The sequence below is a fragment of the Kitasatospora sp. NPDC023385 genome, from assembly GCF_055664045.1.
Window position 1 is genome coordinate 1 of the sequence record NZ_JBVOOL010000031.1, and the last position, 25,195, is coordinate 25,195.

Sequence of the window (25,195 nt, forward strand, 5' to 3'; positions counted from 1 at the left end):
GGGGTTGGGTGGGGCCGGCGATGACGGTGGTGGTGGGGCCGTTGTGGGCGGCGATGGTGAGGTGGGGGTGGTGTTGGAGGTGGTGGTGGAGGGTGATGGCGGGGAGGGTGATGGAGGCCATGGCGCCTTGGCCGGCGAGGTGGTGGGCGATGATCTGGCTGCGGAGGGCGACGATGCGGGCGGCGTCGTCGAGGGTGAGGATGTCGGCGATGGTGGCGGCGGCGATTTCGCCTTGGGAGTGGCCGATGACGGCGTCGGGGCGGATGCCGAGGTCTTGCCAGGTGTGGGCGAGGGAGACCATGACGGCCCAGAGGGCGGGTTGGACGATGTCGACGCGGTCGAGGGGGGCGTCGGGGTTGCGGAGGATGTCGGTGAGTGACCAGTCGACGTAGGGGGTGAGGGCTTGTTCGCAGCGGTTGATCCAGTGGGTGAACACGGGGGAGGTGTCGAGGAGTTCGGCTCCCATGCCGGGCCACTGCGAGCCCTGTCCGGGGAACACGAACACCACCTTGCCCGGAGCGCTGGCGGTGCCGCGGACGACGGCGGGGTGCGCCGTGCCGTCGGCGAGCGCTGCCAGCGCCTCGGCGCGTTCCGTGACGGTGGCACCGAAGACCGCGGCCCGGACTGCGAAGGCGTCCCGGGCCACCGCGAGCGTGTGGCCGACGTCGGCGGGATCCGTGTCGGGCTGCGTGGTCAGCTGGTCGAGCAGGCGCCCCGCCTGCTCCCGCAGCGCGCGCTCGTCGAGTGCTGAGAGCAGCCACGGCGCGTCGAGGTGCTGTTCCTCCGTCACCTCGTCCCGGGTGTCGACGGGCGGCTGCTCCAGGATGACGTGGGCGTTGGTGCCGCTGATGCCGAAGGAGGAGACGCCCGCGCGGCGGGGGTGGTCGTGGTCGGGCCAGGGCTGCGGTTCGGTGAGGAGGGAGACCGCGCCCGCCGTCCAGTCGACGTGCGGGGTGGGCTGGTCGGCGTGCAGGGTGCGGGGGAGTACGCCGTGCTGCATGGCCAGCACCATCTTGATGACGCCGGCGGCGCCGGCGGCGGCCTGGGTGTGGCCGATGTTGGACTTGAGCGAGCCGAGCCAGAGGGGCTGTTGGCGGTCCTGTCCGTAGGTGGCGAGGAGTGCCTGGGCTTCGATGGGGTCGCCGAGCTTCGTTCCGGTGCCGTGGGCTTCGACGGCGTCGACGTCGGAGGGCTGGAGGCCGGCGTTGGCGAGGGCCTGGCGGATCACCCGTTGCTGCGAGGGCCCGTTGGGCGCGGTGAGCCCGTTGGAGGCACCGTCCTGGTTGACGGCCGAGCCGCGGACGACGGCGAGGACGGGGTGCCCGTTGCGCCGGGCGTCGGAGAGCCGCTCCAGGACGATCAGGCTGACGCCCTCGCCCCAGCCGGTGCCGTCCGCGTCGGCGGAGAAGGCCTTGCACCGCCCGTCGGGGGAGAGACCGCCCTGCCGGCTGAACTCCACGAAGATGCCGGGGGTGGACATCACGGTGACGCCGCCTGCCAGCGCGATGCCGCACTCGCCGCGCCGCACCGCGTCGGCGGCCAGGTGCAGGGCGACCAGCGAGGAGGAGCAGGCGGTGTCGACGGTGACCGCGGGCCCCTCCAGGCCGAGGGCGTAGGCCACCCGGCCCGACACGACACTCGTCGTGGCACCCGTCAGCCGGTACCCGTCGGTTCCGTCCGAGGGCTCGTGCAGCCGCGGGCCGTAGTCCTGTGCCATCGCGCCGACGAACACCCCGGTGGCGCTGCCGCGCAGGCTCCGGGGATCGATCCCGGCCCGTTCGAGCGCCTCCCACGAGGTCTCCAGCAGCAGCCGCTGCTGCGGGTCCATCGCCTGCGCCTCGCGCGGGGAGATCCCGAAGAACGCCGCGTCGAAGTCCGCGACGTCGTAGAGGAATCCGCCCCGGGACGTCGCCGAGGCGGTCGTCACGTCCAGGTCCCAGCCGCGGTCGGCGGGGAACGCCCCGACCACGTCGCGGTCGTCGAGGAGCAGTTGCCACAACTGTTCCGGCGTCGACGCACCACCGGGGAGACGGCAGGCGAGACCGACGACCACCACCGGGTCGTCGTCGCCCGTCGCCGGCCGGTGGGCCCGTACCGGCTCGCTGACCGTCGTGCCGCGCACCCGCTGAGCCAGGTGCTCGGCCAACGCGACGGGCGTCGGGTGGTCGAACACCGCCGTCGCGGGCAGCGCCAGGCCGGTGGCCCGGGCCAGGCCGGCGCACACCTCCGCGCCGCCGACCGACGTCAGCCGCTGCTCCCGGAACGGCGTCGTGTCCTCGACCGCCTCCGGAGCGTCCAGGCCCAGGACCACCGCGGTGTGCCGGCGCACCAGGTCGAGCAGGACCTCGCGCAGGTCCGCGTCGCCTTCCTGGCGCAGCCGCAGGGCCAGCGCGGACTCCTCGCCGGTCGCCGGCGCGTCCACGGTGTCGAGCCAGTGCCGGACGCGCTGGAACGGATAGGTCGGCACGGGCACCCGGCGCGCGCCGCTGCCGTCGAACAGCGTGGCCCAGTCGACGGCGACGCCCGCGGTCCAGGCCTCCGCGACCGAGGCCGTCAGCCGGGTGCGGGAGCCGTCGTCGCGGCGCAGCGTGCCGATCGCGGTGACCGCCGCCCTCGCCCGGTCCGCGGTGTCCTGGATGTGCACGGTGAGCACCGGGTGCGGGCTCGGTTCGACGAACACCGCGTGGCGGCCCATCAGCGCCTCGACGGTCGGATGGAACCGCACCGTGTGACGCAGGTTGCGGCACCAGTACTCGGCGGTGAGTTCGGTGCCGGCCAGTTCGGTGCCGGTCACCGTGGAGTGGAAGGCGATCTCGCCCGCCCGCGGGGTGATCGGGGCCAGGGCGTCGACCACCTCGTCGGTGACGGCGTCGACGTAGGCGGAGTGCGAGGCGTAGTCGACCGGCACCCGCCGTACCCGCACCCCGTCGGCCTCGAGCCGGGTGAGCACCCGCTCGAGCGGTTCGGAGGGGCCGCTGACCACGGTGGACCGCGGCCCGTTGAGCGCCGCCAGGCTGACCTCGGGGTACTCGGCGAGGAGGTCGCCCAGCTCGTCGGCCGGCAGCGCGACCGATGCCATGCCGCCCTTGCCGGCGAGGTGCCGGGCGATGATCAGGCTGCGCAGCGCCACCACCCGCGCCCCGTCGGAGCGGGACAGGATGCCCGCCACGGTCGCGGCGGCGATCTCGCCCTGGGAGTGGCCGACGACCGCGGCCGGCCGGACGCCCAGCGCGGCCCACACGTCGGACAGCGCGACCATCACCGCCCACAGCGCCGGCTGCACCACGTCGACCCGCTCCAGGTCGGCGGGGCGCCCGGCGCGCAGCACCTGGTCGAGGGACCAGTCCACGAACGGCGCCAGTGCCTGCGCGCTCCGGGAGATCGACTCGGCGAAGACCGGTGAAGTGTCGAGCAGTTCGGCGGCCATGCCGGCCCACTGCGACCCCTGGCCGGGGAAGACGAACACCGGGCCGGTCGGGTCCGAGGCGAGCCCGGTCACCACGGACGCCGAGGGCATCCCCGACGCGATCGCGGCCAGCCCGTCGCGGACCTGGCCGACGGCGCCGCGGTCCGCCCCGAGCACGACGGCCCGGTGCGCGAACTCCGAACGCGTGGTGGCCAGCGACCACGCCACGTCGAGCAGGTCCGGGTCGCCGTCGAGGGCGGACGCCAGCCGCGCCGCCTGGGCCCGGAGCGCGCCGGCGTCCGCGGCGGAGAGCACCACGGGCACCGGGGACGGCCCGCCGCCCGGGGCCGGGTCGGCCTGCCGCGGCTGCGGCGGAGCCGCCACCGCGATGTGGCAGTTGGTGCCGCCGAGGCCGAAGGAGCTGATGCCGTAGACCGCGTCGTCGGGCGCCGCCTCGACCGCGTTCTGGACGCGGAGGTTCAGGTCCGCCAGCGCGATCCGCGGGTTCGGGGTCCGGAACCCGGCGGTGGGGACGAGGGTCCTCGCCCGCGCGCACAGTGCGGTCTTGATGAAGCCGGCGATGCCCGCCGCGGCCTCCAGGTGGCCGATGTTCGACTTGATCGAGCCGACCCGCAGCGGATCGTCCGCCGCGCGCGCCGTGCCGATCACCGAGCCGAGCGCGGCGGCCTCGACCGGGTCGCCCGTCGGGGTGCCCGTGCCGTGCAGTTCGACGTGTACGACCTCGGCGGGGTCCAGGCCCGCCCGGCGGTACGCGGCCCGGATGGCCTCGGCCTGGCCTTCGGCGGTCGGCGTCACCAGCAGGTCGCCGCCGCCGTCGTTGGTGACGGCGCTGCCGCGGATCACGCAGTACACGTCGTCGCCGTCGGCGAGCGCGGCCGCCAGCGGCTTCAGCACGACGGCGCCGCCGCCCTCGCCCTGGGCGAAGCCGTTCGCGCGGGCGTCGAAGACGTGGCACCGCCCGTCCGGGGACAGGGCTCCGAGCCGGTTGGCGGCGATGGCGTGATGCGGGGTCATCCGGAGGGCGACGCCGCCGGCGATGGCGATGTCGGATTCGCCGCGGAGCAGGCTCTCGGCGGCGAGGTGGACCGCGACCAGCGAGGAGGACTGCCCGGCGTCGACGATGAGGCTGGGCCCCTTCGCCTTCAGGAAGTAGGACACGCGGTTGGCCACGATGGAGCGCTGGGAGCCGGTGAAGGTGTGCGCGGTGATCGCCCCGGTGCCCCGGGTGCGGACGAGCGTGCTGTAGTCGTCCGTGGCGACGCCGAGGAACACGCCGGTGCGGCTTCCGGTCACGGACGGCCCGGTGATCCCGGCGTCCTCGAGCGCCTCCCAGCTCAGCTCCAGCATCAGCCGCTGCTGAGGGTCCATCATCGCGGCTTCCCGGGCCGGCACCCGGAAGAACCCGGCGTCGAACCCGGCGACGTCGTCCAGGAACGCTCCGCGCCGGATGACACCGGCCTCCGACTCCGACAGGCCCCGCAGGGCGTCGGGCTCCCAGCGCCCCTCGGGCAGCGGTGCCTCGACGGCGGTTCCGGTCGTCAGCAGCGACCACAGGGCGTCGGGGCCGTCCGCGCCGGGAAATCGGCAGGAGACGCCGACCACCGCGATGTCGGCTTCGTGGCGCAGCGACATCCACATCCTCCTTCATAGAGCACCGCGCACATCGGACCGAGTGCGTGGCCCCGGTCAGCGGGCGTGCGGGCGAGCCCGCATGGACGGTGATTCGAACGGCTTGGCCGGGAGCGGGGCGGTCGGCGTTCCGCGACATTCGCGAGCGACACGAGTCGAAGCCGAGGATTGTCTTTGCGCACTATGCCCCGTACCTATTTTTTATACAAAATCGACCCCGATACGTGAAGTGAACCTTGGTACACGGACGGCGGTTGACCTGCGGAATCATGTGGTACGAAGGTCCACTTGACGCCTCTGCGGAATATCGCGTAAAAAAACTTCCGACATCGACCGAGTGCGCCGGAGGAGTCCGGCGTGAGCGTCTTCACACGTGCGCATTCGACGGACATGGGGGTGCTGGGTGCGCATTGAGCTGGACACCGACAAGTGCCAGGGGCACCTGCGCTGCATGGACCTGGCGCCGGAGCTGTTCGACTGCAACGACCTGGGCTACGGCACGTTGCTGACGAGCGGGCGGATACCCGGGGAACTGGAGCCGGTGGCGCGCCGCTGCGCCGCGAATTGCCCGGAACGGGCGATCACGCTCCGGCCCGCGGATATCGGGTGACGGCTGTGCGAGTGGAGAGATCCGGCCGGCGGTCGGGACGAAGAAGTAAATCTGAAAGTGTCGAAAAGGGGTCGGTGTGATGGCAAACCTGGAGAATGCGGGCGGCAGACCGGAGGGAGCGGTCCGGGACAGCGTGGGAAAGGGCCCGCTGTGGTACGTCGCGGCGATATCGTGTGTCGCCTACTTCATGGTCCAGTTCGACAATGCGGTCGTGAGCATCGCGCTGCCGTCGATCCAGCGCAGTCTCGGCCTGGACGTGACCGGGCTGCAGTGGGTCGTGAACTCCTACAGCCTGGCGTTCGCCGGGCTCCTGCTGCTGAGCGGTCGCCTGAGTGACCTGTTCGGCCGGCGGGAGGTCTTCCTCGCGGGGCTCTGGCTGTTCACCTTCGGCAGCGTGCTGGGCGGGTTCGCGCAGAACGGCTGGGAGTTGGTGGCGGCGCGCGCCTCGCACGGCGTCAGCAGCGCGATCCTGCTGCCGTCCTCGCTCGGCCTGATCATCGCCGCCTACCCGGAGAAGCACCAGCGGAACCGGGCGATCTCGGTCTGGGGCGCGGCCAGCATCATCGGCGGTGTCAACGGCGCGGTGCTCGGCGGTGTCCTCACCCACCACTGGGGCTGGCGCTCGACGCTGTTCTTCTGCCTGCCGATCGGCTGCGTCCTGCTGGTCTTCGGCACCCGGACGCTGACCCGCCGGGTCGCGGTGGCGCGCACCGGGATGCCGTCCCTGGACCTCCCGGGAGCGCTCTGCGTGGTGAGCGCGGTGACCGCCGCGGTGTACGCCACCATCGGTCTCAAGGACCACGCGTGGCTGTCCGCCCACACGCTCCTCTCGTTCGCCGTCTCGATCCTCTTCCTGGCCGCCTTCCTGCTGATCGAGTCGCGGTCGAAGCACCCGATGGTGCCGCTGGGCATCTTCCGCTCGCGGTCGATCTCGATGGCGAACCTGGTGTCGTTCGTGGCCACCACGGCGATGGCCTCCCAGGTGATCCTCGTCGTGCTCTACATCCAGAAGGTGCTCGGCTACGACCCGCAGGAGGCGGGACTGGCCGAACTCCCGGGCGGTCTGACCACGTTCGTCGTCGCGATCCTGACGGCGCGGTTCGTGAAGCGGATCGGTGCGCGGCCGATGCTGATCGTCGGGCTCCTGGTGTACGCCGCCGGTGTCGTGTGGATCGCCCGGGTGCCGGTGCACGGCGACTACTGGGGCGCCATCTTCTTCCCGATGGAACTGCTGTGCGCCGGCATGGGCCTCGCCCTGCCGTGCATGACGATCACGGCGACCGCCGGGGCCCCCAAGGAGAGCGCGGGCCTCTACTCGGGCGTGGCCACGACGACGCGTCAGATCGGCAGCGCCATCGGTGTCGCCGTGTTCACGAGCATCGCCGCGACGGCCAGCATGAGTGCCACCGGCAGCAAGCAGGCCGTGCTCGCCTCCGGTTACCGCACGGCACTGCTGGCCGGTGCCGGGGTCGCCGTCGCCGCCGCCCTGCTGGCGCTCGCGATCCCGCGTGAACGCCGGTCGGAGGCCCAGGCGGACGTCCGGGTGAGCGTCGAGGCGAACGCCTAGCACCTGCCCGACCCGCAGGGCCCGCGGACTGCCGCGGGCCCTGCGGGCGTTACGGCTGCGGGCGTTACGGCGGCCCGGCCGGGCGCGCGGTCACCGGGGCAGCGTGGCGGAGAACAGGTAGGTGGCGAAGGTCATCTCGAACGAGCCCCCGAAGCGGTCGATGGTGCTGCCGATCTCGTCGAACAGGTCCCGGCGCACATCGGGCGGCAGCGCCGCGTGGTCGGTGTGCGTGCCGATCTCGTCGAGCCACTGGTCCCGGGTGTAGGTGGCGGTCCACGGGACCGACCTGGCCGGCGCCTCCACCAGGTGCCGGAACGCGCGGGGGGATCCGGTCACCACGCTGAAGTCGAGCGGCAGGTCGCTGGACCGGCTCACGGCGTAGCCGAGGGTCTGCTTGGGGGTGCCGGGCGGCAGGACCCGCCGGTAGGTGTCCGCCAGGGCGTCCGCGAGCTCGTCCGGATGGAACCCCGCGCTCCAGAACAGGCAGAGCCGGCCGCCCGGCCGGAGCACGGATGCCGCCTTCTCCGCACTGCTGAACGGATCCATCCAGTGCCAGGCCTGCGCGCAGGTGACCCGGTCGAACGTCCGCCCCGCCGGATTCCAGGTCTCGAACGGGACGATTTCGGTGGAAATGCCGTGCCGTTCGGCGACCGCGCTCATCCCGGGGCTCATGTCGAGTCCGAGGACCCGGGCGCCCCGCTTCGCCAGCTGGCGCGAGGCGATCCCGGTTCCGGAGCCCACGTCGAGCACCGACAGGATGTCCGCGGAATCTCCCAGGATATCGTCGATGACCTCGTCGGGATAACTCGGCCGCGATCTGTCGTAGGCATCGGCCATCTCGTCGTACAGCTTCACCCGTTCCCGACGGTCCATCTATTCCCTCGCATCTCTCCGGGTATTCGGCTATACGCCTAATCCACTCCTATCAAATTGCATTCGATTATGTACAGTGCACCTTCGTCCACTGGCACGTGGGGCGCCGCACCGGCAGGATCGCAGCGTGTGCCTCCCCTCGGACGGCGGCGATACCAGCTCCGGAAAAGTCTCCGTACGAATCCGGAAGTTTGCCCAAGGCCGGGGCGGCCGCGGCCGCGGCCGAGATTCCAGCGGAATGTCCGGATGCGGACGGAACCCTGCGGCCTGCCTCGAAAAACCAGCGACGTGGACCGGGAGTAAGCGGTGACGGAATCCAGCCAGGTAGCACCGGGTTCGGAAAACGAAGAGGAATACTCCGCGCCGACGGCGGTCCGCGAGTTCTGGCGGGAGGCCCCCGTACGGGAGGTCACCACCGCGGACGGCGGCAAGGCGTGGCTGATCAGCGGCATGGCGGAGGTGCGGACCGTGCTGTCCGACCCCCGGTTCAGCCGGGCCGAGGCGCACCGCCGCGGCTCGGTGACCGGCCGCGCGGCGGTCTTCTCCCGACCCGGGATGCACGACCTCGACCCGCCCGAGCACACCCGGCTGCGCCAGGCCGTGGCGTCGGCGTTCAGCGTCCGGCGGATCCGCGCGCTGCGGCCGCGGGTCGAGCAGATCACCGACGAACTGCTGGCCGGGGTACGCGACTCGGGCCCCTCCGCGGACCTCAGTGCCGCCCTGTGCTTCCCGCTGCCGGTCGCGGTGATCTGCGAGATCCTGGGCGTGCCCTTCGAGGACCGGCACCTGTTCCGCCCGTGGTCCGAGCAGATCACCTCGACCAACGCCTACCCGCCGGAGCAGGCGATGGCGGCCCGGCGGGCCCTGGTCGACTACATCGGCGGCCTGGCCGCCGAGGCCCACCGCTGCCCCGAGGGCAGCCTGCTGCGGGACCTGGTGACCGCGCGCGACGTCGACGGCCGGCTGAACGCGGAGGAGGTCGTCCAGATCGTCTTCGGCGTGCTGGTCGCCGGGCACGAGACGACGGCCAACATGCTGGGCAAGGGCCTGGTGGCCCTGCTCGACCACCCGGACCAGTTCGAGGCGGTGCGCGCCGACCCCTCGCTGGTGCCGTCCGTCATCGACGAGGTGCTGCGGTACGTGGTGCTGAGCCCGAGCACCGATCCGCACGAGGGCCTGCACCTGGTGACGACGACCGACGTCGAACTGGGCGGCCTCACCATTCCCGCGCACAGCGTGGTCCTCGCCAGCCCCACGGCCGCCAACCTGGACCCGAGGGCCTTCCCGGAGCCCGACCGGTTCGACCTCGGCCGGACCAACGCCGGCGACCACGTGGCGTTCGGGCACGGCCCGCACCGCTGCCTGGGCGCCCAACTCGCCCGGCTGGAGCTGGAGGTGGCCTACACCGCGCTGCTCCGCGGGTTCCCGGGGCTGCGGCTGGCCGTACCGGTCGACGAGCTCGCCTACACGAGCGGGATGCTGCTCAAGGGGCTGCGGGCACTGCCCGTCACCTGGGACGTCTAGCAGTCCGGCCGGGCCGGCCCGGCCGGACTGAACCGAAGTGCACCGAAGCGAACAGAACCGAACTGAACCGAACGGGAGAGTGCCCCACGTGACCACGCGCGGTGCGGACCGGGATCTGTGGATCCGCCGCTACCACCCGGCCGCCGAAGCGCGGGCACGGCTGCTCTGCCTCCCGCACGCGGGAGGCTCGGCAAGCTTCTTCTTCCCGGTCTCCCGGGCCCTCTCGCCACAGGTCGAGGTGCTCGCCGCGCAGTACCCGGGACGACAGGACCGGCGGCAGGAACCCTGCATCGACAGCATCCCCGAACTCGCCGACCGGCTGCTGCCGTTGCTGGTCGGCGAGTGGACCGACCGGCCGCTGGCCCTGTTCGGGCACAGCATGGGCGCGTCGCTGGCGTTCGAACTGGCCGGGCTGCTGGAGCAGCGGGCCGGGATCGTTCCGGCGATGCTGTTCGCTTCCGGCCGCCGGGCGCCGTCCCGGTTCCGGCCGGAGGACGACGTGCACCACCTGGGGGACGAGGCGCTGCTCCGCGACGTCGGACAACTGGCCGGCACGGACAGCCGGGTGCTCGGTGACGACGAGGTGCTCCGCATGGTGCTGCCCGCGCTCCGCAGCGACTACCGGGCGGCCGAGCTGTACCGGCCGGAGCGGGTGCACCGGGTGGGCTGTCCGGTGACGGCACTGGTGGGCGACGACGACCCCAAGGCGCCGGTGGACGACGTCCGGGCGTGGCAGGAGCACACGAGCGGTGCGTTCGCTCTGGAGGTGTTCCCCGGCGGCCACTTCTACCTCACCGAGCAGGCACCCCGGCTGATCGCGAGGATCGCGGACGCGCTGGCGGACGTGCCGTCGGGAGCACCGGCGGACCGCTGACGGACGGTACGGACAGGAGCCGCGGGCCGCAACGGCCCGCGGCTCCTCGCGTCGTGCCCAGCCGCACCCAGCCGCACCCAGCCGCGCCCTGCGTGCCGTATCGGCACATGCCGCTGCCCCCGCCGGGAGACCGACGGGGGCAGCAGGCGTTCCGTCCCGGGCTCAGGCCATCTGTTCCTGGTCGGCCCGGTCGCTGCGGTCGAAGAAGGTCGAGTTGAACACCGGCTTCGACTCGAGGCGGGGCCCTTCGAGCGCCTCCGACTCGCGGCCGTCCGGGCCGACCGGCACCTCGCCGACCAGGGTGACCCGGTGCAGCACCCGCTCCACGTCGAGGTGGTCGAGGTCGCGCGGCGGGATGTGGCAGGTGGCCCGGTTGTCCCAGAAGATGACGGTTCCCGGGGCCCAGCGGAACCGCACCGTGTACTCGGGACGGGCGATCTCGTCGAAGAGGTAGCCGAGGACGAGACGGCTCTCGATGGGCGACAGGCCGACGATGTGGTCGGTGTAGATCGGGTTGACGAACAGCCCCTTCTCCCCGGTCCGCGGGTGCACCCGGACGAGCGGGTGGTGGGAGACGAGGGCGTTCTCCTCGACGCGCTTCTTGAACCCCGCCACGCTGGGCTGCGGCATACCCGACCAGTTGGCGCCGTACCGGTGCTCCGCGCGCAGCCCGTCCACGAACTCCTTGAACGGCTCGGAGAGGCCGTCGTAGGCGGCCGCCAGGTTCGTGTACTGGGTGTCGCCGCCGTAGTTCGGCAGCACCTCGGCGCGGAGGATGGCACCGGCCGGCGGGTTGACGAACGGGGTCAGGTCGGAGTGCCAGCCGTTGTTGCCGGCGTAGGCGTACTTGCGCAGCTGCCGGGTGGAGTCGCCACCGAGCTGCTTCTCGAAGCGGCGGTGCTGGATCGTGTAGATCTCCGGCGCGTCCTTGGGCGGCTCGTGGTGGGGGTGACCGTACGTCAACTCGCCGAACTGGCGGCCGAACGCGGTCTGCGTCACGTGGTCGAGCTGCTGGTTCCGGAAGATCACGACCTTCCACTCGTCAAGCGCCTGCTGGATGGTGCTGATCTGCTCGGCGTCGAGTGGGCGGGAGATGTCCACGCCCTCGATCTCGGCGCCGATGCGCCCGGCGGCAGGGTTGACGGTGATGCCAGTCATTCTGCGGTACCTCCGTGGGTGTGGCGGCGAGACGGGTCTCCGCTGCCGCGCTGTGGGGCGGGACGGCACTGTCGTCCGGACGGGGCGCCCGCACCGGCCTTCGGCTGGGAGCTCGCGGTGGCACCCAGACCTGGTCGGCGGAGATTCCGAGGTGTCGATCGACGCGCAGCTGGAGCGAAGTCCGTTCCCGGCCGCCGAAGTCAAGGGATTCAGAATGCGATGGCGGGAGCCGATTTCGTTTCCGCTCTGCGGACGGCGAGTTCCCCGGAGGCCGGGGAATCGTTGCGCGCGCGTCCGGACCGGAGCCGGTGCGCCTTCCCGCGTTGAGCCGGTGACCTCCATATTCCCGCCCTATGGAATTCACCGTGCAAAACCACAGCGTACGGTGTCCGGGGATGCGGCGGGAATGGAACCTTCGTACATGTCTTCGTCCATGTGACGTGCGGTGACGCCGGTCGCAGGGAGCCCCGTGCGGGAGTGGTCGGGGCAGTGGAAGGGCGTCATCCGGTTTGGCTTGATCAGGTACCCGTCAAGCAAAAAAGACCGGCTGACCCCGAATCAGGAGATCGCCACCAAGCTCGAGTTGACGGAGGGCGGGTTCGCGGCCCCGGGATTCGCCGGCGGCCCGCGCTCGCCGCGCGGTGCCTCCCGTCAGCGGAAAAGCCCACGGTGCAGCGTTCGTTCGGGTGGAGACGGCCCGTCAGATCCGAGCTCGGCGGAGTTTACCGCCGCCGGCTTTCGCACAAACGCTCTTCATTAGGCCAGTTTGCCGACTACGCTGCTACGCACCGAACTTCGGCTGGATCCCGTCGGTCGAGGGGGAAACCCCCCGCCGGGGTCCGTCGCGTCTCGAAGCGCACCCGGTCAGCCGGGGTACGCCCAACCGTTTCCTCATTCCAGAGATTGAGATCGTCATGCCGATAACCACTTCGCTGGCCCGGAGAACCGCCGTCGCCCTGCTGGCCGCTGCGAGCTTCGCGACGGTGGCCGGAATCGCCCCGGCTTCCGCCGCCACCGTTCCCGCGCCGCCCCGCGACGGTCTGACCGCCGTCGACGCCCAGCGCTCGAGCGTCGCCCTGGAGCGCAACAAGAGTGTCGCCGTCGAGGTGCTCACCCAGCTCTTCGAGAAGGGCAACACCAAGGTCGCGGACCAGCACGTCCGCGCCGACTTCATCCAGCACAGCCCCACCGTCCCGGACGGACGCGACGCCCTCAAGAGCCTGGCCGGCGACCTGCACGCGCGCTACCCGGGGCTCACGTACAACGTCAAGCGGGTCCTCGCCCAGGGCGACCTGGTCCTGGTGCACTCCAACCCCGTCCAGGAGCCCGGCACCCGCGGCGAGGCCGTGATGGACATCTTCCGTTTCGACGAGAGGGGCAGGATCGCCGAGCACTGGGACACCCGCGAGAACGTGCCGGCGACCACGGCCAACGGCAACGACATGTTCGGCACGGTCAGCAACCCGACCACGAACCAGCCGAGCGGGCCCTGCTGGCTGACGGCCCGCAGCCAGCAGGTCGTCCTGGACTACTTCAACACCCTGCTCGTCCAGAAGAACCCGGACGCCGTCAGCTACCTCAAGCCGGAGTACTACCAGCACAACCCGACCGTCCCCAGCGGAACGGTCGGCATGCGTGACGGATTCGCCCAGTTCTTCAAGCTGTTCCCGAACGTGACCACGGATCTGAAGCGCAGCATCGCGGACAAGGACTACGTCGCCGTCCACTTCCGCTACCGCCTCCACCCCGAGGACAGCGGTCAGGCCATCATGGGCATCTTCCGCGTGGAGCAGCAGCCGAACGGCGAGCTGAAGATCATCGAGCACTGGGACGTCATAGAGAACGTCCCGGCCACCTCCGCCAACACCAACACCATGTTCTGATCCCTGCCCGGATCGCTGCCCGGATCCCGCCGGGATCCCTGCTCGTGGCCCGCCGTCGCACTGCCGGCGGGCCACGAGCCCCCGGCCGGTTACGGACGGTTGCTCAGATCCGTTAGCCGGCCGTCCGGTTCGACGGCCGGCGCCGGCGGAGCGGCCGGAGTCCGGGGGAGCAGGAGGGGGCTGGTGAGGATGGCGAGTCCGGCGACCCCGAGCGCGATGCGCGGGCTGGTGGCGTCGGCGAGCAGCCCGGCCAGCGCGGTGAAGACCGCGATGCCCGCCTGCTGGCCGATCAGCCAGGCCGAGAGCGTGCGGGCGACGCGGTGCGGGGGAGTGTGTTCGAGCCGGTAGGTGGCGACCACCGGCGTGAAGAGGCTCATGTTCAGGATGATCGCCAGCTCCACGGCGATCACCGTCACGAGGCCGACGGGGCCGGGGCGGACGAGGACCAGGCCGATCAGCCAGACCACGCGCAGGGTGCCGGCGACCCGCAGGACCCGGTGCTGCCCGTACCGGGCCACGACGCGGGGTGCCAGCCGGGAGCCGATCAGCCCGCCGACGCAGGGGGCGGCGAAGGCGAGGCCGTACTGCCAGGGGGCGAACCCGAGGTCGCGCAGCAGGATCACGGCCAGCAGCGGCTCGGTGGCCATGATGAGCCCGGAGACGAGCATGTTGTTGAGGAAGAGCGCCCGCAGACCGTGATGGGCCATGATGTGCCGCCAGCCGTCCAGCAGGTCGGCGGACCGGAGCTTCTTCCCGCCGGACCTCTGCGGGGGCTCCTCCCGGCCGCGGATCGCGGTGATGCCGAAGGCGGAGAGGAGGTAGCCCGCCGCGTCGGCGACGATGGTGACGACCGGTCCGAAGACGCCGATCGCCGCGCCGCCCAGTGGCGGCCCGATCGCGATGGAGCTCCAGTTGGTGGACTCGAACCGGGCGTTCGCGACGAGCAGGTGCTCCGGCCGGACGATGGTCTGGAGGTAGGCGCCACTGGCCGAGTTGAAGGCGATCTTGGCGGCGGCCACGATGGCCGAGGTGATGAGCAGTTGGGCGAAACTGAGCCAGCCGAAGGCGTAGGCCACCGGGACGGTCAGGATGACCGCGCACCGGGTCAGGTTCATCGCGATCATGACCGGCCGCTTGCGGCGGTACTCCACCCAGGGCGCGAGCGGCACCGCGATCAGTGCGCCCACGGTCGGCGCCACCGCGGACAGCGCGGACACCTCCGAGGTGCTGGCGTGCAGCGCCAGCACGGCGATCAGCGGAAACGCGCCGAACCCCAGCCCGGACCCGTAGGCGCTCACCGCATAGGACGCCCACAGCCAGCCGAACGGCCGGCCCAGGGATCGTTTCGTCATGGAGCCTCGTGCCCCCTCATGTCCCGTCGCGGCCCTCGCTGCGGGTCTCCGGGCATCAAAGCAAGGCTTCGGGAGGAGGAGCAAACAACCGATCGACGGAGTATCCCCAACCATGCGTTGTGTCTCTAGCGGAGTGTGAACCATCCGTTGGAGAAGGAGTCCGTCGGTGCGGTGCGGTGCGGTGCGGTGCTGGCGCGGGTGCCACCCGCGATCAGACCGGCAGGCCGCCGCGCAGGGCCGCGGCCAGCGCGGTGAGGTCCGGTGCGCTCGGGAGCCCACCCGCCAGTTCGGCGACCAGCTCGGCCTGGGCGCGGGAGAGCGTCCGTTCGGCGTTGATCCGGAACTTGGTGGTCAACTCCGCCGCCGTCAGCGGGTTCTCCGGGCCGCCCCGGTTCACCTCGACCCGTTCGACGTGCCGGGAGCCGTCGGCGAGCTCGGCGGTCAGCACGGCGGGGAACTGGTGGGGGAAGATGCCGGTGCACCGCTCGTCCGCCACCACCCGGACCTTCTCGGCCAGGGCCAGCCGGTCCGCCGACCGCACGGCGGCATCGGTGAAGTCCTCGTGGGACACGCCCAGTCCGCCGCCGCCCAGCAGCGCCGCCGCGATCGTGAACGGGCCGCTGAACGCGCCGTGGTAGCCCGACTCCGGCCGGACCTTCGCCGCGTGGGGTTCGCCGATCGTGTGCACCACCGGCGCCGGAACCCCGAGGGTCAGGGCCGTGATGGCAGCCGGATCGACCCCCTTCGCCCGCAGCCGCAGGGCGGCGTCGATGCCCGCGTGGGTGAAGTGGTTGCACGGATACGGCTTGACGAACAGCCGCCGGGCCTCCCAGCGGCTCCCGAGACCGTCGGTGAGCCGGCTGACGTCGGCGCGATCACCGCAGAACGCGGTGAGGAAGCCGAACCGCCCTTCCAGCGCCGTCGTCGGCCCGGTGATCCCGTGCCGGGCCAACTCGGCGGCGACCACGCCCGCATGGGCCGACCAGCCGCAGTGCGTGCGCTTGACGGTGCCGCCGGTCCGGTTCGCCTCGATGATCCCGGAGCCCATGCTGCAGGCGATGCCGATGACCGAGGTCAGCTCCTCCTCACCGAGCCCGTACAGCATCCCGGCGGCGACGGCCGCGCCGACCGTGCCGCAGATCGCGGTGGCGTGCAGGCCGCGGTCGAAGAAGATCGAGTTGTTCGCCTCCGGGTCGTACCCGGCCATGCCGAGCCGGCAGGTGACCTCGACGCCGATCGCGGCGGCGTCGAGCAGCGCGCCGCCGGACGCCCCCACGGTCTCGGCGACGGCGAGCGCGGCCGGCAGCACCGCCGCGGACGGGTGCAGCACCGAGGGCAGGTGGGTGTCGTCGAAGTCCAGACCGTGCGCGAGGGTTCCGTTGACCAGCGCCGCCGCGGGAGCGGGCAGCCGCCGGGCCGAGCCGATCACCGTGGCCTGCGGGGCACCGCCCCAGGCCCCGGCCATGGCGGTCACGGCCGCGGCGACCCCGGTCGGAACGGCGGCGAGGCTGTTCCCGAGGAGGTCCAGGACCCGCCCGGCCAGCTCCGCACGGAAGTCCCGGGGCAGGCCGGTACGGGCGGTGGTGTGGGCCAGCTGCGCCAGCCGCTGCGCGGGAGTGCGGGTCATGCGCCGGCCTCCCGTCGGGCGAGTGCGTCGGCGAGGTCGACCAGCCACCTCGCGTTGGCCAGCAGCGCGGCGTCGACGAACCGGCCCCGGTCGTCGAGCCACGCGACGGCGTCCCGCCCCACCTGGCCGGCGAGGCGTACCCGGGCCGCGGCCACCTCCTCGGGATCCGGGGTGAAGATCCGGTTCACCACGTCCACCTGTTTCGGGTGCAGGACCGAGCGGCCGAAGAAGCCGCGCCGGCCGGCCGCGACGGTGTCCGCGGCGAGGCCGGCCACGTCCGCGACATCGGTCCAGGCGGCCAGCGGCGGACTGGGCAGCCCCGCGGCCCGGGCGGCGTTGACGATGCGTTGGCGGGCCCAGTCCAGTGCACCCGGATCGCCGAGCCGGAGGTCCGCCATGAGGTCGGCCTCACCGAGGGAGAGCAGAGCGACACCGTCGTGGGCCGTGGCGATCCGGTACGCGTTCTCCACGCCCAGCGCCGACTCGATGATCGCGTGCACGGCCAGCCCGGAGCCGGCCGCAGCGGCCCGGACCAGGTCCGGGTCCTCGACCTTGGGCAGCCGCAGCCCGGCTGTGGCGGTTCCGGCCAGCGCCGCCAGATCGGCCGCACCCCACGGCGAGTCGGGCGAGTTGACGCGCACCCAGACCGGCTTGGGCCACTTCTCGGCCAGCGCCTCCAGGACCTGGTCGCGGGCGAGCCGCTTGGCGTCCGCGGGCACCGCGTCCTCCAGGTCCAGCACCACGGCATCGGTCTGCCCGGCCATGGCCTTGCCGAGCAACTCGATCCGGTGGGCGGGAACGTAGAGCCAGCTGCGAATCGGTTCCACCGTCACCACTCCTCAGGGGGACCGCCGGTGCCCGGCGGCGGTTCGCGTCCGCCGAGCACCCGTCCCCGTCGTCGATGCCCGCGCGCCGACCGGCCCGGGCGGCGTTGCCCGGCGTCGGGCAACGCGGATCTCCGGAGGCGAACCCGGTCCTCGCCTCCGCCAGGCCTCCGCCTCGCCTCCGCCAGGCCTCCGCCTCGCCTCGGTCAGGCCTCCGCTACGCCTCGGCCCCGCCGAGCAGCAGGTCCAGCCGGCGCGGCCCCCAGACGTGCCCGGTCGACCACTTCACGGCGTCGCCGGGGGCGAGCGTGAACTCCGGAATCGCCCGCAGCCATTCCTCCAGGGCGATGCGCATCTCCATCCGGGCCATGGAGGACCCGATGCACCGGTGGATGCCGACCCCGAAGGCCAGGTGACGGTTGACCTCCCGACCGATGTCGACCCGGTCCGCGGCCGGGAACTCCGTGGCGTCCCGGTTGGCCGACGGCATCCCCAGCAGGATGGAGTCGCCCGCGCTGAGCTGCGCACCGTGGAACTCGGTGTCGCTGGTGACCACGCGGGCGATCTGCACGGGGGAGAAGGCGCGCAGGAACTCCTCGACAGCGGTGGGGATCAGCTCGGGCTCGGCCACGAGCCGCTTGCGGTCCTCCGGGTGCTGCGCCAGGTGCCACAGGCTGCTGCCGAGGGCGCTCCACGTGGTGTCGATGCCCGCGGTGATGATCAGGACCAGGGATCCGATCAGTTCGGGGCCGGTCAGCGTGCGGCCGTCGATCTCGGCGGACAGCACGCAGCTCACCAGGTCCTCGCCGGGCTCCCGGCGCCGCTGCTCGATCAGGTCCTCGAGGAACGGCTGGGTCAGCGCCATCGCGGCCTGGATCTCCGCCATCTCGTTGGCCTCGAGGAGGGCGCGCATCTGCTCGGCGAACTCGTCCTGGCGGTCGTCGTCGCAGCCGATCATCCGCGCCATGAAGCGCGACGGGATCTTCTTGGCGTACTCGGACGCGGCGTCGCAGCGGTCCCGGCCCGCGATGCCCGCCAGCAGGTCGCGGGCGTGTTCGCGGACCGACGGCTCCAGCGCCTTGATCTGCCGGGGGCTGAAGGCGGGGAGCAGCGTGCGCCGGAACGCGCCGTGCCGCGGCGGGTCCAGGGTGATCGGCGGCCGTTCCGCGAGGTCGTCGCCGAAGGCGTTCTTGGGCACGCTGATCGACACCGACGAGAACAGCTCGGGGTTCTTGGCCACGTCGTCGACCGCCTGGTAGCTGGCCGCGATCCAGTAGCCGCCGTGCTTCTCGCTGCGGGCCACCGGACAGCCGCTGCGCATGTCGTCGTACACCGTGAAGGGGTTCTCCGCGGCGGGCGGGGAGAACAGGTCGAAATCGTCGTCGTAGGGCACGGTCGTGCTCACCTGCTTAGGAGTGCGAGGGGGCGAACGGGGGATCCGGTGCCGCCGACGATCGGCAGCGGCGCCAGGACGAAGCCGAATTCCACCGCGGCACGACCGGCGAGCCCGTCGAACCGCATGTTCTCCACGATGTGGACGCCGGCGTCGACGAGCATGATCCGGTGCACCGGCATGATCGTGTGGCCTCGTCCGGCCGGGATCTGCTCGAAGGCCGTGGTGTCGGTGCCCGCGGCGCGGATGCCCCGCTCCACCAGCCACCGTGCGGCGTCCGGGGTGATGCCGGGGACGCCGGTGTCGAACCCGAGGTAGGCCTGGGGCTCGCTCCACCAGCGGCTCCAACCGGTGTTGACCAGGCAGACCTCGCCCGGCCCCGGTTCGACGCCGGCGCGCCGGGCCGCGGCGGCCAGTTCGTCGGCGGTGACGCCGTGGCCCGCGGGAAGGCAGTCCGTGCCGTGCAGCGCCGCGATGTCGAGGAAGGTCGCCCGGCACACCATCGGTTCGACGGTGTCGATGCCGTGCACGGAGAAGGCGCCACCGCGCTGAGCCTCGGCGCTGTCCAGGCCACCGTGCAGGAGGCCGTCCTGGGAGACGTGGGAGAGGGCGTCGATGTGGGTGCCGACGTGGCCGCCGGTGGTGATGATCTCGCTGGCCGACGAGCCGCCGTCGGCGCGGACCGCGTCGCCGTGCCGGCGCGCCAGCGCCATCCGGAAGCCCGGATGGTTCGGCGAGCAGGGCATGCCGTTCGCCAGGGGCTGCGCCAGGTCCACGACCTCCACTCCGCCCGCCAGTGCGGCGAGCAGGCGGTCGGGGCCGGCGGGGGAGCCCGTCATGACACGTCCGGGAGGAGTTCCAGCGAACGGGCCAGTTCGAGCACCCGGCGCGCATTGGCGACGATCGGCGGCGCGACCAGCCGCTGACGGTCCGACACCACGACCGCGGTGTCCTGCTCGCCGGCCCGGTCGGCCGCCTCGCAGATGCCGACCGCCTCGGCGATCTCGTCGGGCGCCGGCCGGTAGACCTCGTGGATGATCGGCAGTTGGCCGGGGTGGATGGCCATCCGCCCCAGGAAGCCGAGCCGCTTGCCGTGCAGGCAGCTGTCGCGCAGGCCCTCGGGGTCGCGGACCTCGGCGTAGACGCTCTGGCAGGGGCTCGGCAGCCCCGCCGCGCGGGAGGCCATGACCACCCGGATGCGGGCGGCGTCCATCGTCCGTCCGTCCAGGTCGCAGCCCAGGTTCACCCGGAGGTCCGACTCCCCCAGCCCCAGCATCGTCACGGCGGGCGACGCCGAGGCGAGCGGGTAGGCGAGTTCCAGCGCGGCGGCCGACTCGATGAGGAGCTGGACGCCGGCCGGATGGCCGAGCTCGGCCAGCAGCCCCGTGACGCGGGCCAGATCGTCGAGGCCGCGCACCTTCGGCAGCCGCAGCCCGCTCAGCGCGGGCCCGGCGACCGCGAGCACGTCATCGGTGCCCAGTCCGCTCGCGAGGGAGTTCACCCGCACGAACGTCGGCTTGGCGACGGGGCCCGAGACGACGTCGGAAACCAGCTCGCGGGCGTATTGCTTTTTCGAATCCGGTACGCCGTCCTCCAGGTCGAGCACGACCGCGTCAGCATCCGAGGAATATGCGCTTCCGATTCGCTTCAGGTGGTGGCCCGGTACGTAGAGGTAGCTCAGGAACAGTGAGCGAGTACTCGCGGACTGCCCGGCGGAATGCTGTGGCTTGGAAAGTTGCACTACACCCCCAAGGCGGGTATCGTGGCGGCGTCACAATTTGACATGCAAAAGCCGGTAAATGTCGAATAATTTTTACGCAGGACACGTCGGGGAGGTAAGTGGACCTTGGTGCAGGACGAAAATTGTGCACCAAAGGCCACTTCACCTGGATCGTCCCGCGTGGTAGGACTCAAGGCTGTCGTGCCGAGCGGTCGGCAAGTGGGCGCGCACAATGCGCGAATGCGGTGAATGGGATGGTTCATGAGTAATTCGGGCGATGAGCAGCAGCAGGGGACGTCGTTCGGGTCGAATGCGGCCGGGTACGCGGAGCACCGGCCGGACTACCCGCGCGAGGCCATCGAGTGGGCACTCGCGCCGGTCGCGGGGCGGCCGCAGCTGACGGTCCTCGACCTGGGCGCGGGGACCGGCCAGCTGACCAAGGGGCTGCGGGCCGCCGGGATCGCGGTCGTCGCCGTGGAGCCCGACGCGCGCATGCGGGACGAGCTGGTCCGCAACCACCCCGGCGTCGAGGCGCACATCGGATCGGCGGAGAGCATCCCGCTGCCCGACGCGTCCGTCGACGCGGTCCTGGCCGGCAACGCCTTCCACTGGTTCGACCAGGACAAGGCCTTCCCGGAGATCGCCCGGGTGCTGCGCCCGGGCGGGGTGGTCGCCGCGCTGTGGAACGACGACGACGCGCGCGTCGACTGGATCGCGGGGCTGGCGCGGATCTTCGGCTGGGACAGCACGACGTCGGCCACCGACCGGCTGCGGCAGCACCCGCTGTTCACCGACCTGGAGCACACCGACTTCAAGCACGGCCAGCGCTGCACCACCGACTCGATGGTCGCCCGGATGGGGACGCTGTCCCCCGTCCTGAGGCTGTCGGAGCAGGAGCGCGGCGAACTGCTGGGCCGCATCCGCCGGCACCTGGACGAGCACCCGGACACCCAGAAGGGCGAGTTCGACCTGCCGATCCGCCTCACGGTGACGCGGGCGGAGCTGCGCGGAGCGGGCGAGTAACAGCGCGGGTAAAAGATATCCGAGGAATTCTGGCGGCGGCTGCGGACACCCGGTGAACGGGGCCCGCAGCCGCCGCCTTTCCATTCTTCACGCCGTTTCCCGAGGCCGTTTCCCGAGGGCATTCCCCGAGGTCATTCCCGGGGTGTTTTACCGGTTTCGTGGCGGCCGTGTCGGAATCCGCCGGAACGCCGTGGGGAATGCGCTTCGGGTCCGCTCCGCTTAGCGCTCCGGACGCGGGCCCGATTGCCGCGGTCCGGGAATCCGCCGGCGAACCCTTCGTGTGAGAAAAAGTGTGATGTACCAAGGTCCACTTTACGCATATCGACCGGCCGGGCGAAACTGGCGGCATGCCAACCCAGCTCGATGATCCATTTTATCCGATGGACCGGACGCCCGGGTGCCCGCTCGATTTGCCGGTGAAACTCCGTGAACTCGCCGAAACCGCCCCGGTGTCCCGGGTGCGGATCTGGGACGGCAGTGCACCCTGGCTGGTCACCGGGTACGCCGAGGCCCGAGCGGTGCTGACCGACGCACGGGCCAGCTCCGATCAGCGGCTGCCGGGATACACGTTCGCGGCGCCGCAGGCGAAGGCGTTCCACACCCGTAACCGCTCCATGCCCACCGTCGACGACCCGGAGCACGCGTACCTGCGGCGCATGGTCACCGCGGACTTCTCGAACCGGAAGGCGGAGGCCCTGCGCCCGGTCTTCCAGCGGACCATGGACGAGCTGGTCGACGCCATGCTCGCCGCCGGGAACACCGCGGACCTGTTCGCCGACCTCGCCGTGCCGATGTCGTCCAAGGCGATCTGCGAGGTCCTCGGCGTCCACCACAGCGAGGGCGAGCGGTTCGCCGCGCTCGGCCGGATCATGGCGGTGCCCGGGTCTCCCGACTCGGTGCACGCCAAGGTCGTCGAGGACATGCGCGCACTGCTGGGCTCGCTCGTGCAGCAGGCCCACACCGAGCCGGGCGACGGCGTGATCGGCCACCTGGTGAGCGCCGGCGAACTGCCCGACGAGGAGATCGTCGCCACCGCCCTGCTGGTGATGGCCGCCGGGCACGGCGCGACCGCGCACATGACCACGCTCGGGACGATGGCCCTGCTGACCCACCCCGACCAGCTCGAACTCGTCCGGGAGTCACGGGATCCGGCGTTCATCGCGAACGCCGTCGAGGAACTGCTGCGCTACCTCAGCGTCGCGCACCTGGGCAGGCGCCGGGTGGCCAAGGAGGACCTCGAGGTCGGCGGTGTGCTCATCCGCAAGGGCGAGGGCATCATCGTCGCGACCGACACGGCGAACCACGATCCGCGGGCCTTCGACGGGGATCCCGACGTACTCGACCTGCACCGGGACGCCCGGCACCATCTCGCGTTCGGGTTCGGTGTGCATCAGTGCCTCGGACAGCAGCTTTCGCGGGTTCTGCTGCAGGTGGTGTTCGGAACGCTCTACCGGCGCATTCCGACGCTCGAACTCGCGATTCCGGTGGACCAGATCTCGTACAAACTCGATCTGGCCATCTACGGGGTGAACCGACTTCCGGTCAAGTGGTGACCGTCAACGCGGGGAGAGGCTTCGTGCGCATCAATCTGGACAGGGAAAAATGCATCGGTTCCGGTCAGTGTGTGCTGGCCGCACCCGATTGGTTCGACCAGGACGAGGACGGAATCGCCGTCGTCCTGGAGGAGGAGACGTCTTCCGCGGAGGACGCGGAGGACGTGCACCAGGCAGCGTTCACCTGCCCGGCGCTGGCTATCAGTCTGGACTCGGAATAACAGGATGACCGTGGAGCCCGTAACCGGCGAACTCGCCGACCTGTCACCCAGCGCCGTCTCCCTGAGAGGCAGTTGGGACGACCTGCCCGCGACCGTCGTCGCCGCGATCGAGTCGAACGTCGGACCCGTCGAGCGGGTTCAGCCGGCACGGGACGGTTACAGCAGCCACGTCGCGGCCACGGTGTGGAGCGGCCGTGAGCGCGTCTTCGTCAAGGGGCTGCGCACCGACCATCCGGCGGCGGTCGCCCAGGGCTGCGAAGTGGCGGTGAACCCGTTCGTCGTCCCGCTCGGGCCGCGCGTGCTGTGGCGCGTCGAGGCCGACGGCTGGGACGTGCTCGGCTTCGAGCACCTGGAGGGCCGCCGCGCCGAGTACCACGCCGGATCGCCCGACCTGCCGCTGGTGGTCGACGTGATGGCGGAGCTCGGCGCGGTCGCCGGCCGGGACGCCCCGGTCCCCCGGGCCGAGCAGCGCTGGGCGCCGTACCTGGACGATCCGGCGGAGGCCCGGATACTGCACGGGGACACCCTGCTGCACACCGACTGGCACCACACCAACATGCTCGTCACGCCGACCGGGCAGGTCCGCCTGGTCGACTGGGCCACCGCCACCCGGGGGGCCGGGTGGCTCGACCCGGCCTGCTGGGTCGTGTGGCTGGTCTACGCAGGGAACTCGCCGCGCACGGCGGAGCAGTGGGCCGGCCGGGTGCCCGCCTGGCGGACCGCGGAGCCCGGCGCGCTCGACGCCTTCGCGGACGTGCTGGCCAGGTACTGGCAGTACGTCGCGGTCCACCATCCGAACCGCATGACCGGCGAGCTCCGCGACGCGAGCGCGCGATGGGCGGCCTACCGCCGGACCGCCGGTCCGGCAGGCCAGTGAGGACGAACCGATGAAGTATGTCCCCCTCGGCGCGAGCGGACTCGCCACCTCGCTCTACGCGCTCGGCACCGCGACCTTCGGGGGCAGTACCGACGAGGCCGAGTCGGTCCGGGTGCTGGACACCTTCGCCGACGCCGGCGGCCTGCTGATCGACACGGCGGACGCGTACGGCGACGGCATGGCCGAGGTGCTCATCGGCCGCTGGCTGCGCACGCAGACGGCGGAGGTGCGCGACCGGATGCTGCTGTCCACGAAGGGCGGTGGCTTCACCACCTCGGCGGGCCGCAACCAGTGGGGCAACACCCGGCACAACCTGACCCGCGCGCTGGAGGCGTCCCTGCGCAACCTCGGCGTCGACTGCGTGACGCTCTACCAGGCGCACACCTGGGATCCCCTGACGCCGCAGGAGGAGACCCTGCGGTTCCTGGACGACGCGGTGCGCGCCGGCAAGATCCGCTACGTCGGCATCTCCAACTACACCGGCTGGCAGCTGCAGAAGGCCGTCGGCCTGGCCGACGCCATGGGGTCGGCCAGGCCGGTCACGTTCCAGGCGCAGTACAGCCTGCTGTGCCGGGAGGTCGAATGGGAGATCGTCCCGGCGGGCCGGGCCAACGGCCTGGGGATGCTGGCGTGGTCGCCGTTGTCCGGCGGCCTGCTCAGCGGCAAGTACGCGCCGCAGGCCGTGCCGGACGGCCCGGCGAGGTTCGCCGACCAGCGCGAGCGCGGGAAGATGCACGCCGCCTACGTCAGCGCCCTGTACCGCTCGCACGCCGCCAGCGACCGCACCTGGCAGATCCTGAAGATCCTCGACGACATCGCCGGCGCGCGGAACGTGTCGCCGGCTGCTGTCGCGCTGGCCTGGGTGACGGCCCAACCGGGCGTCAGCGGTGCCGTGCTGGGTGCGCGCGACGCGCGGCAGCTCGCGGACAACCTCCAGGCGCGGTGGATCACGCTGGAGGACGACGAGGTCGCCCGCCTCACCGAGGCGAGCGACCCGCGACCGGCCGGCTACCCCTACGGCGCCTTCGGGGCGATGCAGCGGAGCCGGACGATCGAATGA

Annotated in this window: 19 protein-coding genes; 10 read left to right on the plus strand and 9 right to left on the minus strand. The window is 71.7% G+C overall.

Annotated features, from left to right (window positions below; translation table 11 throughout):
* On the minus strand, positions 1-5,059 hold a 5,059-nt coding region (locus AC0B61_RS31550; RefSeq protein WP_471745023.1), incomplete at its 3' end, for a beta-ketoacyl synthase N-terminal-like domain-containing protein.
* A gap of 400 nt (positions 5,060-5,459) precedes the next feature.
* On the opposite strand from AC0B61_RS31550, the gene AC0B61_RS31555 reads away from it, so the two are divergent.
* On the plus strand, positions 5,460-5,666 hold the full coding sequence (locus AC0B61_RS31555) for a ferredoxin (RefSeq protein WP_471745025.1): 207 nt from the start codon (positions 5,460-5,462) through the stop codon (positions 5,664-5,666).
* A gap of 79 nt (positions 5,667-5,745) precedes the next feature.
* The gene (locus AC0B61_RS31560; protein ID WP_471745027.1) at positions 5,746-7,233 is read left to right on the plus strand and encodes an MFS transporter; all 1,488 of its coding nucleotides are present in this window, start codon (positions 5,746-5,748) and stop codon (positions 7,231-7,233) included.
* 90 nt (positions 7,234-7,323) lie between these two features.
* Here AC0B61_RS31560 and AC0B61_RS31565 read toward each other — a convergent pair whose 3' ends face one another.
* Positions 7,324-8,106 carry a class I SAM-dependent methyltransferase gene (locus tag AC0B61_RS31565; protein WP_471745029.1) on the minus strand — a complete coding sequence of 261 codons (783 nt, stop codon included), beginning with the start codon at positions 8,104-8,106 and terminating at the stop codon, positions 7,324-7,326.
* A 306-nt stretch (positions 8,107-8,412) separates the two neighbouring features.
* Between AC0B61_RS31565 and AC0B61_RS31570 the strand changes: the two genes are divergently transcribed.
* Positions 8,413-9,630 carry a cytochrome P450 gene (locus AC0B61_RS31570; RefSeq protein WP_471745031.1) on the plus strand — a complete coding sequence of 406 codons (1,218 nt, stop codon included), beginning with the start codon at positions 8,413-8,415 and terminating at the stop codon, positions 9,628-9,630.
* A gap of 88 nt (positions 9,631-9,718) precedes the next feature.
* The gene (locus AC0B61_RS31575; RefSeq protein WP_471745033.1) at positions 9,719-10,504 is read left to right on the plus strand and encodes a thioesterase II family protein; all 786 of its coding nucleotides are present in this window, start codon (positions 9,719-9,721) and stop codon (positions 10,502-10,504) included.
* A 162-nt stretch (positions 10,505-10,666) separates the two neighbouring features.
* Here the strand turns inward: AC0B61_RS31575 and AC0B61_RS31580 are convergent, their stop codons facing one another.
* Positions 10,667-11,662, minus strand: coding sequence for a TauD/TfdA dioxygenase family protein (locus AC0B61_RS31580; protein WP_471745035.1), 996 nt, complete (start codon positions 11,660-11,662; stop codon positions 10,667-10,669).
* Positions 11,663-12,576: 914 nt separating this feature from the next.
* Between AC0B61_RS31580 and AC0B61_RS31585 the strand changes: the two genes are divergently transcribed.
* Complete coding sequence (locus tag AC0B61_RS31585) at positions 12,577-13,545, plus strand: nuclear transport factor 2 family protein (RefSeq protein ID WP_471745037.1); 969 nt, start codon at positions 12,577-12,579, stop codon at positions 13,543-13,545.
* An 89-nt stretch (positions 13,546-13,634) separates the two neighbouring features.
* Here AC0B61_RS31585 and AC0B61_RS31590 read toward each other — a convergent pair whose 3' ends face one another.
* The 6 genes from AC0B61_RS31590 to AC0B61_RS31615 form a co-directional block, all read right to left on the minus strand.
* Positions 13,635-14,897, minus strand: a complete 1,263-nt coding sequence (locus AC0B61_RS31590; RefSeq protein ID WP_471745039.1) for an MFS transporter — start codon at positions 14,895-14,897, stop codon at positions 13,635-13,637.
* A gap of 211 nt (positions 14,898-15,108) precedes the next feature.
* The gene (locus AC0B61_RS31595; protein ID WP_471745041.1) at positions 15,109-16,524 is read right to left on the minus strand and encodes an MmgE/PrpD family protein; all 1,416 of its coding nucleotides are present in this window, start codon (positions 16,522-16,524) and stop codon (positions 15,109-15,111) included.
* Entirely contained in the window at positions 16,521-17,351 is an 831-nt protein-coding gene (locus AC0B61_RS31600; protein ID WP_471745043.1) for an HpcH/HpaI aldolase/citrate lyase family protein, read from the minus strand. The genes AC0B61_RS31595 and AC0B61_RS31600 overlap by 4 nt, the downstream gene beginning before the upstream one ends.
* A gap of 214 nt (positions 17,352-17,565) precedes the next feature.
* On the minus strand, positions 17,566-18,753 hold the full coding sequence (locus tag AC0B61_RS31605) for a cytochrome P450 (RefSeq protein ID WP_471745044.1): 1,188 nt from the start codon (positions 18,751-18,753) through the stop codon (positions 17,566-17,568).
* A complete protein-coding gene (locus AC0B61_RS31610; RefSeq protein WP_471745046.1) occupies positions 18,750-19,580 on the minus strand; it encodes a cyclase family protein in 831 nt (276 codons plus the stop codon). The genes AC0B61_RS31605 and AC0B61_RS31610 overlap by 4 nt, the downstream gene beginning before the upstream one ends.
* Positions 19,577-20,482, minus strand: a complete 906-nt coding sequence (locus AC0B61_RS31615) for an HpcH/HpaI aldolase/citrate lyase family protein (RefSeq protein ID WP_471745048.1) — start codon at positions 20,480-20,482, stop codon at positions 19,577-19,579. The genes AC0B61_RS31610 and AC0B61_RS31615 overlap by 4 nt, the downstream gene beginning before the upstream one ends.
* 240 nt (positions 20,483-20,722) lie before the next feature.
* Here AC0B61_RS31615 and AC0B61_RS31620 point away from each other — a divergent pair, with 240 nt between their 5' ends.
* From AC0B61_RS31620 to AC0B61_RS31640, 5 genes are all read left to right on the plus strand, one after another.
* Positions 20,723-21,484 carry a class I SAM-dependent methyltransferase gene (locus AC0B61_RS31620; protein ID WP_471745050.1) on the plus strand — a complete coding sequence of 254 codons (762 nt, stop codon included), beginning with the start codon at positions 20,723-20,725 and terminating at the stop codon, positions 21,482-21,484.
* Positions 21,485-21,831: 347 nt separating this feature from the next.
* Positions 21,832-23,037, plus strand: a complete 1,206-nt coding sequence (locus AC0B61_RS31625) for a cytochrome P450 (protein ID WP_471745052.1) — start codon at positions 21,832-21,834, stop codon at positions 23,035-23,037.
* Complete coding sequence (locus AC0B61_RS31630; RefSeq protein WP_471745054.1) at positions 23,034-23,258, plus strand: ferredoxin; 225 nt, start codon at positions 23,034-23,036, stop codon at positions 23,256-23,258. Before AC0B61_RS31625 ends, AC0B61_RS31630 begins: the two co-directional genes overlap by 4 nt.
* Before the next feature lie 10 nt (positions 23,259-23,268).
* The gene (locus AC0B61_RS31635; RefSeq protein ID WP_471745056.1) at positions 23,269-24,135 is read left to right on the plus strand and encodes a phosphotransferase family protein; all 867 of its coding nucleotides are present in this window, start codon (positions 23,269-23,271) and stop codon (positions 24,133-24,135) included.
* Between the two features lie 10 nt (positions 24,136-24,145).
* Positions 24,146-25,195 carry an aldo/keto reductase gene (locus tag AC0B61_RS31640; RefSeq protein WP_471745058.1) on the plus strand — a complete coding sequence of 350 codons (1,050 nt, stop codon included), beginning with the start codon at positions 24,146-24,148 and terminating at the stop codon, positions 25,193-25,195.